The organism is Thermoanaerobacterium thermosaccharolyticum DSM 571, from assembly GCF_000145615.1.
GTDB lineage: Bacteria > Bacillota > Thermoanaerobacteria > Thermoanaerobacterales > Thermoanaerobacteraceae > Thermoanaerobacterium > Thermoanaerobacterium thermosaccharolyticum.
Genome location: NC_014410.1, coordinates 2,773,667 through 2,785,752, shown reverse-complemented (window position 1 = coordinate 2,785,752; position 12,086 = coordinate 2,773,667). Strand labels below are relative to the sequence as shown.

Genomic DNA, 12,086 nt, shown 5'->3' with positions numbered 1-12,086 from the left:
TAAAATATATATAAAAAGGCTTAAAAAACCTTAAATATAATTTTAATGCATAAGAGAAAATTGAAATAATAACAAGTTATTCACAGATTTATACACAACCTGTGAATAACTAAATATCTGTATGAATAAATTTCTTTACTTATTAACAACTTCGATTATATGATATCAAATTATTAACACATTATCAATAAAAAAATAAAATTTATCAACAGCTTATGAATAAAACTTTTTAATATGTTAATAACATTAATGGATTAATTTATTGACATGCACATAAATAAACGATATAATCTTATTAGCATTTTTAAGGTTTTAGGAGGTGTAGTAGTGTTACGTACACATCAGCCAAAAGTAAGGCATAGGAAAAAGGAACATGGATTTAGAAAAAGGATGTCTACTAAAAATGGTCGTAATGTTCTAAAAAGAAGAAGGAGAAAGGGTAGACATAGGTTGACAGCATAAGGAAGGCCTTAATGAGGCCTTTTTTGCAATCGGAGGTTTATATATATGATATGGTTAAGATAAAACGAAGTAGTGATTTCAAAAATGTTTATAGATACGGCAAATCTATTTCAAATCAGTACATTGTGATGTATTACTTAGAAAATAATTTAGGAATCAACAGGGTTGGTTTTTCAGTAAGCAAAAAAGTGGGTAAAAGTGTAATTAGAAATCGCTATAAGAGATTGTTATATGAAAATTTTAGGTTATTGGATCGTGATTTATTTAAAGGATATGACATTATTTTTATTGCGAGGAATAAGATTGTTGAGGCAGATTTCTATATGGTAGGAAATGCTATGAGGAGACTGTTAACAAAATCTTCTCTTTATATGGTGAATAAATAATGAAATACATTTTTATATATTTAATAAGATTCTATCAGAAATTTATATCTCCTATGAAGCCAAAATCGTGTAGATTTTATCCGACTTGTTCTCAATACGCTATAGATGCTATAAAAAAGTATGGTGTTTTAAAAGGTGGTATTATGGCTTTGTGGAGGATATTAAGATGCAATCCCTTTAATCCAGGTGGATATGATCCTGTAAAATAGCTTAGGAGGTTTAAAATGGCAGCAATTGGTATGTACCTTGGCCAGTTACTAAAGTTTATATATGATTTTGTTGGAAATTATGGTGTTGCTATAATTATTTTTACGATTTTAATTAGAATTGTTCTTTTGCCTTTTTATGTTCAACAGATGGGAACAATGAAAAAGATGAAAGAGATAAATCCTTTAGTGGAAGATTTAAAGAAAAAATATGCAAAGGATCCTCAGAAGTTAAACGAGGAAATGATGAAGCTTTATAAAGAGAAAAATGTTAATCCTATGAGTGGTTGTCTACCGATGCTGTTGCCGCTTGTAATACTTTGGCCACTTTTTGCTATGCTTAGGAATTATCCAGCATTTAGTACTGCATCATTTTTATGGTTAAAAAGCTTAGCTGAAAAGGATCCCTACTTTATATTGCCAATATTGTCTGGTGTTACGACGTATATTTCATCTGCGATGATACAGACAGATAACAGCCAAAAATCAATGAATCTTATTATGTCAGCTTTTATGATTTGGATAACTGTTTCTTTACCGGCAGGTATAGGAATATATTGGGTTACAAGCAACATTTTTCAGATAGCTCAGCAATATTTCTTCTTAAGACCTACCGAATCAATGAAGGGAGAGTCTTCAAATGAGGGAAATAATAAAAACAGGAAAAACAGTTGAAGAGGCTATCAATGCCGGACTTATAGAGCTGGGTATTTCTAGAGATATGGTTGACATAGAAATAATAGATGAAGGCAGTAAAGGATTTCTGGGCCTACTGGGAAAACAAGCTATAGTTAAAATTATTGTTAAAGATGTAGTTAAGGAAAATATCAGAAGATTTTTAGATGGAATAATTAAGTTGATTGGAATAGATGTAGGATATGATATTGATGAGAAAGACAATAACATATTGGTGAATTTGAAAGGAAATGGAGTTGGACTTCTAATCGGATATAGAGGTGAAACATTGGATTCACTTCAATACTTGACTTCATTGGTAGCTAACAAAAAAAATATTGAAGGTATACACAAGAGAATTTTGTTAGACGCGGAAAATTATCGTGAAAAGAGAGAGAAGATACTGATAAATTTGGCAAATAAAATAGCAAAAAAAGTCAAGCAAGAAAATAGGAGCATAACTTTGGAGCCAATGAATGCAAATGAGAGAAGGATAATTCATCTAGCTTTGCAGGATGACCCTGATATAGAAACATTTAGTGAAGGCGAGGAGCCAAATAGGAGAGTTACAATATCTTTGAAGTAGATACCCAAGAAAGGGTATTTTTTCTTTTACCTTATTGTAAAATAATAATTAGTGATATATTATCATATTTAAGGTTGGAAAGTTTGGTGATTTGCTATGATAGATGATACGATTGCTGCAATATCTACTGCTGTTGGTGAAGCAGGTATTTCGATTATAAGAATAAGTGGCCGTGATGCTATAAAAATAGTTTCTGGCATATTCAAATCTAAAAGAAATATCGATTTAAAAGCTGTGAAAAGCCATACTGTGCATTACGGTTTTATTTACGATAGCGAATCTAATGAAGTATACGATGAAGTGCTTGTTAATGTGATGAAAAGTCCACATACTTACACAAAAGAGGATATTGTAGAGATAAATTGTCATGGTGGTTATGTACCTGCCAAGAGGATTTTGGAATTGGTTTTAAAAAATGGTGCAAGACTTGCTGAACCTGGTGAATTTACAAAGAGAGCTTTTATAAATGGAAGAATTGATATGTCACAGGCGGAAGCGGTAATAGATATAATAAGGTCAAAGACGGCCCTTTCAAATAAATACGCTGTAATGCAGTTAAGTGGCAGTGTTAAGGATAAAATAAATGAAATAAAGAACGACTTAGTTGCACTCATTGCACATATATTTGCATTGATGGACTTTCCTGATGAAGATGTAGAGATATTTAATGATAGTGAATTGATAGATGGAATAAAAAATGCAATTAGAAAAATTGATGAATTATTAGATTCATCAGAAAAAGGAAGGATAATAAGAGAAGGGCTTAATACAGTCATAATTGGTAAGCCTAATGTAGGCAAGTCTTCGCTGCTAAATGCACTTTTAAATGAAAATAGAGCAATTGTAACTGATATACCTGGTACGACTAGGGATATAATAGAGGAGTATTTGAATATAAAGGGAATACCGATAAAGCTTATTGATACAGCAGGTATCAGAGATACTGATGAATTAGTAGAGAAAATAGGTGTAGAAAGAAGTAAGGAAGCAATTAATAAGGCAGACCTTATTATTTTTGTTTTTGACAATTCAAGACCTTTGGAGAAGGAAGACTACGAAATACTGAGGATAATTGATGATAAGAATGTTTTGTACGTTTTAAATAAAATCGATTTGCCATCTATGATAGACTTGGATGAAATCAGAAGAATTTCAAATGAAAATTATATAAGTTTATCATCTGTTACAAAAGAAGGGTTTGATGCTTTGGAAAATACTGTATACAATATGGTGATGGAGAATGGACTATCAAACAATGAATTTCTTTTAACCAATATGAGGCATAAAGACGCTTTATTAAAAGCTAAAGAAAATTTAATGTCTTGTCTTAATACAATAGAAAGAGGTTTGACAGAGGATTTTGTATCTATAGATTTAAATGCTGCAATTGACAATCTTGGTTTGATAACCGGTGAAACTGCTAATGAAGATTTGATAAATGAAATTTTCGAAAGATTTTGTGTTGGAAAGTAGGTGCTTAAATGATATACGATGCTGGGTCATATGATGTTGCTGTTATAGGCTTAGGGCATGCAGGGTGTGAAGCAGCTTTAGCCACTGCTAGGCTTGGACTTAAAACAGTTGCGTTTGCAATAAATTTAGATTCGATTGCGTTAATGCCGTGTAATCCTGCAATAGGAGGTCCTGCCAAGACAAATCTTGTAAGAGAGATTGATGCACTGGGGGGACAAATGGCCATAAATACAGATGAAACTTTGATACAGGAAAGGACTTTAAATACCAGCAAAGGGCCTGCTGTAAGGGCATTAAGAGCTCAGTCTGATAAAAAAAGATACCAATTTAATATGAAGTATACACTTGAAAAGCAGGAGAATCTCGACATAAAACAGGCTGAAGTTGTTGATATTGAAGTAGAGAATGGTGAAGTGAAAAGTGTAATTACAAAAAATGGTGCAAGATACCTGTGTAAGTCCTGTATTGTAACGACAGGTACTTATTTGAGGGGAAGAATTATAATTGGCGATGTAAGTTATAGCGGTGGTCCTAATGGTTTGTTTCCTGCAAATGAACTGTCAAAATGTTTGGAGAGACTTAACATAAAATTGATGAGGTTTAAGACGGGAACACCTGCTCGTGTAGATAAAAAATCTATTAATTTTGATGCTATGGAAATCCAGCCTGGTGATGAAAAAATAAAACCTTTTTCATATTTGCACGATGAAATAAATGTGGAACAAATCCCATGCTGGCTTACGTACACAAATAGTAGAACACATGAGGTTATAATGAGAAACATAGGAAGGTCACCACTTTACAGTGGTGAGATTAAAGGCGTTGGACCAAGGTATTGTCCTTCTATAGAAGATAAAGTTGTTAAATTTCCAGACAAACCTAGACATCAACTTTTTATAGAGCCTGAAGGAAGGAATACCAATGAGATGTATGTACAAGGCATGTCTTCAAGTATGCCTGAGGATGTTCAGATTGAATTTTTAAGAACAATAAAAGGACTTGAAAATGTAAAAGTCATGAGGCCTGGATATGCTATTGAGTATGACTGCATTGATCCTACACAGTTAAAGCAGTCACTTGAATTAAAGACAATATCAGGATTGTTTTTTGCAGGTCAGGTAAATGGAACATCTGGTTATGAGGAAGCTGCTGCGCAGGGATTGATGGCAGGTATAAATGCTGCTATGAAGCTTTTAAATAGAGAGCCTTTTATATTAGATAGATCTGAAGCGTATATAGGTGTCCTAATTGATGACCTTGTTACAAAAGGTACAAATGAACCTTATAGAATGCTGACATCAAGAGCTGAATACAGACTTATATTGAGACAGGACAATGCGGATTTTAGATTGACTGAAAAGGGAAGGCAAATTGGACTTGTAGATGATGAAAGGTACGAAAGATTTTTGAAGAAAAAAATTCAGTATGAAAAAGAGATGGAAAGATTGAAAACCGCAATGATTGTTCCAAGCGATTTTGTCAATGAATATTTAAAGTCTAAAGGAAGTTCACCAATTGTGACAGGTATTACCATGTATGATTTACTAAAAAGGCCTGAGATTGATTATATTTCATCTAAGGTAATTGACAAGGATAGACCTGAAGATATAAGAGATGATGTAGCAGAGCAGATCGATATTAATATAAAATATGAAGGGTATATAAAGAAACAGTTGGAACAAGTGGAGAAATTTAAGGCATTAGAAAATAAAAAGATACCATCTTGGATAAATTATGATGATATAAAAGGCATAAGCATTGAGGCAAGGCAAAAGTTAAAAAGTATAATGCCGACTTCTGTCGGACAGGCATCTAGGATATCAGGCGTATCACCTGCTGATATATCTGTCATTTTAATTTATATGCAGTCAAGGAGATAGATTATGAAGAAAGACAATATTGATTTACTAATAAAGGGAGCAGAATCATTAGGAGTTAATCTCCAACTGTTCCATGTGGAACAATTCATAAAGTATTATGATCTTCTTCTGGAATGGAATCAAAAAATGAATTTGACAGCCATTACGGAAGAAAGGGATGTTGTTGTCAAGCATTTTTTGGACAGCTTAACAGCTAAAATTTGTAAAAAGATAAATGGCAATGAAAGGATAATAGATGTAGGTGCAGGTGCTGGATTTCCATCTATACCTCTTAAAATTCTCTATCCATCTTTGAAGCTGACTATAGTTGACTCATTAAAGAAGCGAACTGTCTTTTTAAATGAATTAGTACAGCAATTACATCTAAATGATGTAGAGATAATACATGGGCGTGCAGAAGACTTAGGAAAGGATAATTCTTTAAGAGAAAAATTCGATATATCATTGTCAAGAGCTGTTGCACAATTAAATATATTGCTTGAGTATTGCATTCCTTTTGTTAAAGTTGATGGATATTTAATTGCTTTTAAAGGTTCAAATGTAGATGAGGAGATAGCAATGTCTAATAATGCTTTAAATACTTTAAAGAGTCAGATAGAAAATATTTTTGAAGTAACATTGCCTTATACGGATATTATTCATAAGTTGCTTTTGATAAGAAAACTTGGCACTACAGATATGAAATATCCTAGAAAACCAAAATTAATTGAAAAAATGCCACTCTAAGTGAAAGGATAAATTTTATGAGTAATCTAAGAGCGTGTTTATTAGTATCAAGAGCTGTAATTATTAATGACAATAAAGTTTTACTTGTTAAACATCAGGTGGAAAATGAGATTGGATGGGTTTTTCCTGGTGGACGAGTGGAGGAGAATGAGTCTTGTGTTGATGCACTGATAAGAGAATGCAAAGAAGAAACAGGTTATGATATTATTGCAGATAGTGTATGCTATCTTGAGGAATACAGCATTTACTATGCAACGTATTTTAGATGTTCAATTGTTGGTGGAGATTTGCGGTTGGGTTTTGACCCGGATATGCCTGAAGACAAACAAGTGATAAAGGACGTTAAGTGGATAGACATTTCCGAATTTGACAAATATGATATATATCCTGAAGGACTTAAAGAAATGATTAAAGATGGAAGCATTAATTCTCTAGGTATAAAAATACCTGAAATTTATAGGTAAAATGGCTTTTTATTTCAATGATAAAAAATAACAGGATAATAATGGTATATTAGGAGGAATTTTGATTTTGTTGTAGAATATATATAAGTAGTAATCTGATTGTTTTTAAAGAGGTGTTTTTTATGGTTTCGATAAAGCAACAAGAGATTAAATACTTGCCGATAGACCTTATTAGACCAAATCCATATCAGCCTCGTAAAATTTTTGACACTGCCAATCTACAAGAGCTTTGTGATTCAATAAAAGCTTATGGAGTGATACAGCCAATAAGCGTAAGAGTAGTAAATGGCAATTCTTACGAGCTTATTTCAGGTGAGAGGCGGTTGAGGGCATCAAAACTTGCGGGACTTAAGACGATACCTGCCATAGTTTTTGAAGCCTATGACGAAGATTCTGCAGTTATTGCTTTGATTGAAAATCTTCAAAGAAAGGACCTAAATTTTTTAGAGGAAGCAGAAGGGTACTACAATTTGATAAACGACCATAATCTCACACAAGAAAAATTAGCTGCTATGCTTGGGAAAAGCCAATCTACAATAGCTAACAAGTTGAGACTTTTAAAATTAAATGATAGCATTAAAGCAAAATTGATTGAAAATAACCTAACAGAGAGACATGCAAGAGCACTTTTAAGGCTTCCAGATGAAGAACTTCAAAATAAAGCAATTGACATAATAATTAAGAAGAAATGCAATGTTAAAGAGACTGAAAAAATTGTGCAGGACATGATAAATAAGATTACAATGAATGAAGATAAGAAACAAGAAAAAAAGAAAATGATGAAATTTTATAAGGACATAAGAATTTTTGTAAATACAATTAAACAGGCAATTTCAATAATGAAAAAATCTGGTGTTGATGCGGAATACACAGAGCAGAATGAAGATGATTATATAGAATTTAAGATAAGAATTCCTAAAAAATAGTATTTAACCACCCCGTGTTGTTATTTTACTTTTGTTCCACATGGAACAATGTTATAATAAAAATATGATAAAAATAGCGGGGTGATAAATTGGGAAAAATAATAGCTATAGCAAATCAAAAAGGTGGAGTTGGCAAAACAACGACAACAATAAATTTAGGTTATTCTTTATCTGCCAGTGGGAAAAAGGTATTATGTGTTGATATGGACCCTCAAAGCAATATGACCAGTGGCTTTGGAATAGATAATTCATCGCTTAATTGCACTACATATAATATTTTAATTGAAGGAAGAAACATTAAAGAAGCTCTTATAACACTTAATGAGATGAATGGCATTTCTATTGTACCATCCAGCATCCAATTGGCAGGAGCAGAGATAGAATTGGTTCCCATGCTATCAAGGGAATTCAGGCTTAAAAATTCTCTCAATGATGTTAAAGATGATTATGATTATATTTTGATTGATTGTCCTCCATCGTTGGGACTTTTAACAATCAATGCATTAACGGCCGCAGATTCTGTATTAGTGCCGATACAGTGCGAATATTATGCTTTAGAAGGTTTAACGCAGTTAATGAATACAATAAACTTAATTAAGAAAAACATCAATCATAGCCTTGAAATTGAGGGTGTTGTATTAACCATGTTTAATGCTAGGACAAACTTATCAATACAGGTTGTTGATGAAGTTAAGAAATACTTCAAAGGAAAAGTCTACGGCACTATTATACCGAGAAATATACGATTAGGTGAAGCACCAAGCTTTGGGAAACCTATTTCTCTTTATGACCCCCATTCAAAAGGTGCTGAAGCATATGAAGAATTGGCAAAAGAAATAATTGAAAGGAATGGTGAGGCAGTTGAATAATAAAAGAGGGCTTGGTAGAGGTTTACAAGCTCTTATACCTGATATTGATGAAGAAAATACAAAAGGCGTAGAAAATATAAAAATTTCAGACATAGAGCCAAATCAATTCCAGCCAAGGAAACATTTTGATGATGAATCTCTTAAAGAGTTATCTGATTCTATAAAAGAACACGGGATTATACAACCTATTATTGTTAGAAAAATCAATTTCGGATACCAAATTGTAGCAGGGGAAAGAAGATGGAGAGCAGCTAAACTTGCAGGACTAAAAGAAATACCAGCTATAGTTAAAGATTTTGATGACCAGAAAGTGATGGAGATAGCCCTTATAGAAAATCTCCAGAGAGAAGATCTAAATCCTATAGATGAAGCAAAAGCATACAAGTCACTGATGGAACAGTTTAACTTAACACAGGAAGAAATATCAAAGAGAGTTGGCAAAAGCAGGTCGGCAATTGCTAATAGTATTAGGTTGCTTAATCTAGATGAAAAAGTTCAAAATATGCTGATGGAAGGGAAAATAACTACAGGTCATGCAAAAGTCATATTAGCTGTTCAAGATGCAGACAAGCAGAATATAATTGCAAATAAAATTGTTGATAAGAATTTAAATGTTAGAGAAACAGAAAATTTGATAAAAGAAGTGGCATCACCGAAAAGAAAAAGAAGACAGGTTAATGACATATATATTAAAGAGATAGAAGATAATTTTTGCAGATTTTTCGGAACTAAGGTAAAGATAATACCAGGTAAAAATAAAGGAAAGATAATGATCGAATATTACGGTGAAGAGGATTTATCCAGGCTTACAGATCTTATAATAAATAGATGATAGTCAATGCATTTGTAAAAACAAATGCATTTTTCTATTGTAACTATGGCTAAATAAATATAAAATATAGATATATGAATAAAACTCACAGGTGAAAATGTATGGAACATTATATAATAATATGTAATTCGACGCAGCATATGCTGAATGCGGATAAAATATTAAAGCAAAATGATATTAAGACTGAATTGATTCCTGCTCCATCAGAGTATGGTTCTGTATGCAGTACCGCAATAAAAATTAATGCATATAATGTTGATGTAGCAGAAAAACTCCTTAAAGATAATTCTATATCATTGAAAGGTATATACCCTTATAAAATACGTAAACTTGAAGGGCTTATTGATAAAATTAATAAAGACTTAAATGATGATTTAAAAACTGTCTTAAAGAAAGTAGAAAATGGAATAGAGCTAACAGAAGATGATATAGTTGTCATACTAAGCTCCAGTGGTGATAAGAACTTAAGTTCTATATTTAGAGCTGCGGATGAGATGCGAAAGTCAGTTGTCGGCGATATTGTCGACATAAGGGCAGCAATAGAATTTTCAAATATTTGCAGAAAAAATTGCTTTTATTGTGGATTAAGGAGAGATAATTTATCTGTTGAGCGATATAGGATGGACATAGATGAGATAGTCCAAACTGCAAAAGAATTAAAAAAGATGGGGATAAGGACAGTTATTCTTCAATCAGGTGAAGATCCATGGTATACAGAAGATAAGATAATTGAAATTATCAAGAAAATTAAGAAAGAGACTAATATGCGCATAACGCTAAGCATTGGTGAAAGAAACCAAGAAGAGTACAAGCATTTTAGGGAAGCTGGTGCAAATAATTTTTTACTGAAAATAGAAACTACAAACAGGGAAATATTTAAAAATATACATCCTGATGATGATTTTGATTATCGCGTTAAATGCTCTGAGTGGCTAAGGGAGAACGGATATGTAAATGGTAATGGCAATATTATAGGACTTCCTGGACAAACAGCAAGAGATATAGCGAAAGATATATTGTTTTTTAAAGATATGGGAATCCATATGGTAGGTATTGGCCCATTTGTACCGGCTACAGGTACACCATTAGAGACATATCCACATGGAGATGTTGAGATGACGTTAAAGACGGTTGCAGCAACGAGACTTGTTTTAAAAAATGTTTTTATACCTGCTACAACAGCATTAGCAACAGTTGATAAAGATGCGCAAGTTAAGGCTTTAATGGCAGGTGCAAATACAATTATGTTGATTTCTACACCTTCTAAGTACAGAAGCAGGTATAAGATATACAGCAATAAAAACATGGTGGATTTACAGACGGCATATAGAGCAGTTATTAAAGCAGGAAGGAAAATGCCTCCTTACATTAACTTAGATTACATTAAAGATAGTAAATAAAATTAAGAGATGGGAGGGCTGTCGTTGATTTATTTTGATAATGCGGCTACATCATATCCTAAGCCAGAATCAGTTTACGATGAGATTGACAGGGTAATGAGGTATTGTGGAAATCCAGGTAGAGGCAGTCATAGATTAGCAATAGAGTCTGGAAAGCATATATTAGAAGCAAGGCAGGAATTGTGCCAGCTTTTTAATATAAATGACCCTATGAGAGTAATTTTTACGCTTAATACCACAGATTCTTTAAATATCGCATTAAAAGGCATTTTAAATGAAGGCGATCATGTGATAACATCAAGCATGGAGCATAACTCTATGATAAGACCACTGATAGCTTTAAGAGACAGCAACTATATTGATTTGACAATAGTGAAATGTGATCAGAAGGGAAATATTGATGTTGATGATGTAAGAAAAGCTATTAAGAAAAATACGAAATTGATTGCTATGATACACGCATCGAATGTGACTGGCACATTGATGCCTATAAGGGAAATAGGCAGTATTGCCCGGGAAATGGGCATATATTTCCTGGTTGATGCTGCACAAACTGCTGGAAGTTATCCTATTGATGTAGAAGAGGATAATATTGATTTATTGGCATTTCCCGGCCATAAATCTCTCTTTGGACCACAAGGCACAGGGGGACTTTATGTAAGGGACAAGATAAAACTTAAAACGATAAAGGAAGGTGGAACAGGTAGCAATTCAGAAAATATCCATCAACCTGATATGATGCCAGACATGCTTGAGAGTGGAACGCCAAACACACCTGGTATTGCAGGTCTAAAAGAAGGTGTGAAATATATTAGAAGCATAGGTGTAGAAAATATATTAAAACATGAAAGGAAGCTGACAAAAAGGTTTATTGACGGTGTGAAAGATATACCAAACCTTATATTGTATGGAAATAACGATGAAGAAAGGAGAGTTGGAGTTATATCTATAAATATAAAAGGTATAGATTCCGGGGAAGTCAGCTACATTCTGGATAAAGCATTTGATATAGCTACGAGATCTGGCCTTCATTGCTCATCACTGGCTCATCAGACGATAGGTACGTTAAAGACAGGTACAGTCAGATTTGGAATAGGGTATTTTAATACCGAAGATGAAGTAGATAAAGCTGTAGATGCATTGTACACCATTGCAAAACAAGCGCTGAGTTAAGGAAATTTATGAAATTCGGAGGAGAAAG

The 12,086-nt window shown here is 33.0% G+C and carries 14 protein-coding genes; all 14 read left to right on the top strand.

Translation table 11 applies throughout. The annotated features are described in order from the left end of the window. Positions 1-327: 327 nt before the first annotated feature. The 14 genes from rpmH (at position 328) to TTHE_RS13575 (ending at position 12,058) form a co-directional block, all read left to right on the top strand. On the top strand, positions 328-462 hold the full coding sequence (gene rpmH / locus TTHE_RS13640; RefSeq protein ID WP_013299153.1) for a 50S ribosomal protein L34: 135 nt from the start codon (positions 328-330) through the stop codon (positions 460-462). A gap of 11 nt (positions 463-473) precedes the next feature. Next, a complete protein-coding gene (rnpA, locus tag TTHE_RS13635) occupies positions 474-848 on the top strand; it encodes a ribonuclease P protein component (protein ID WP_013299152.1) in 375 nt (124 codons plus the stop codon). Further along, positions 848-1,057, top strand: a complete 210-nt coding sequence (yidD, locus tag TTHE_RS13630; protein ID WP_013299151.1) for a membrane protein insertion efficiency factor YidD — start codon at positions 848-850, stop codon at positions 1,055-1,057. The genes rnpA and yidD overlap by 1 nt, the downstream gene beginning before the upstream one ends. A 15-nt stretch (positions 1,058-1,072) precedes the next feature. Further along, a complete protein-coding gene (locus TTHE_RS13625) occupies positions 1,073-1,729 on the top strand; it encodes a YidC/Oxa1 family membrane protein insertase (protein ID WP_013299150.1) in 657 nt (218 codons plus the stop codon). Further along, positions 1,695-2,315, top strand: a complete 621-nt coding sequence (jag, locus tag TTHE_RS13620) for an RNA-binding cell elongation regulator Jag/EloR (RefSeq protein WP_013299149.1) — start codon at positions 1,695-1,697, stop codon at positions 2,313-2,315. Before TTHE_RS13625 ends, jag begins: the two co-directional genes overlap by 35 nt. Positions 2,316-2,411: 96 nt before the next feature. Next, positions 2,412-3,788: a tRNA uridine-5-carboxymethylaminomethyl(34) synthesis GTPase MnmE gene (gene mnmE / locus TTHE_RS13615; protein ID WP_013299148.1), complete on the top strand. Its 1,377-nt coding sequence runs from the start codon at positions 2,412-2,414 to the stop codon at positions 3,786-3,788. Positions 3,789-3,796: 8 nt separating this feature from the next. Next, positions 3,797-5,668: a tRNA uridine-5-carboxymethylaminomethyl(34) synthesis enzyme MnmG gene (mnmG, locus tag TTHE_RS13610; protein ID WP_013299147.1), complete on the top strand. Its 1,872-nt coding sequence runs from the start codon at positions 3,797-3,799 to the stop codon at positions 5,666-5,668. 3 nt (positions 5,669-5,671) lie between these two features. Next, positions 5,672-6,394 (top strand): 16S rRNA (guanine(527)-N(7))-methyltransferase RsmG, encoded by a 723-nt coding sequence (rsmG, locus tag TTHE_RS13605; RefSeq protein WP_013299146.1) that lies wholly within the window; start codon positions 5,672-5,674, stop codon positions 6,392-6,394. 17 nt (positions 6,395-6,411) lie between these two features. Beyond that, on the top strand, positions 6,412-6,858 hold the full coding sequence (locus TTHE_RS13600) for an NUDIX domain-containing protein (protein WP_013299145.1): 447 nt from the start codon (positions 6,412-6,414) through the stop codon (positions 6,856-6,858). Positions 6,859-6,980: 122 nt separating this feature from the next. Further along, positions 6,981-7,784 (top strand): nucleoid occlusion protein, encoded by an 804-nt coding sequence (noc, locus tag TTHE_RS13595; RefSeq protein WP_013299144.1) that lies wholly within the window; start codon positions 6,981-6,983, stop codon positions 7,782-7,784. 89 nt (positions 7,785-7,873) lie between these two features. Beyond that, positions 7,874-8,653, top strand: a complete 780-nt coding sequence (locus tag TTHE_RS13590) for a ParA family protein (RefSeq protein WP_013299143.1) — start codon at positions 7,874-7,876, stop codon at positions 8,651-8,653. Further along, positions 8,646-9,485 carry a ParB/RepB/Spo0J family partition protein gene (locus TTHE_RS13585; protein WP_013299142.1) on the top strand — a complete coding sequence of 280 codons (840 nt, stop codon included), beginning with the start codon at positions 8,646-8,648 and terminating at the stop codon, positions 9,483-9,485. Before TTHE_RS13590 ends, TTHE_RS13585 begins: the two co-directional genes overlap by 8 nt. A gap of 101 nt (positions 9,486-9,586) precedes the next feature. Then, the gene (hydE, locus tag TTHE_RS13580) at positions 9,587-10,885 is read left to right on the top strand and encodes a [FeFe] hydrogenase H-cluster radical SAM maturase HydE (protein ID WP_013299141.1); all 1,299 of its coding nucleotides are present in this window, start codon (positions 9,587-9,589) and stop codon (positions 10,883-10,885) included. A gap of 24 nt (positions 10,886-10,909) precedes the next feature. Continuing rightward, entirely contained in the window at positions 10,910-12,058 is a 1,149-nt protein-coding gene (locus tag TTHE_RS13575; protein WP_013299140.1) for an aminotransferase class V-fold PLP-dependent enzyme, read from the top strand. Positions 12,059-12,086: the final 28 nt, after the last annotated feature.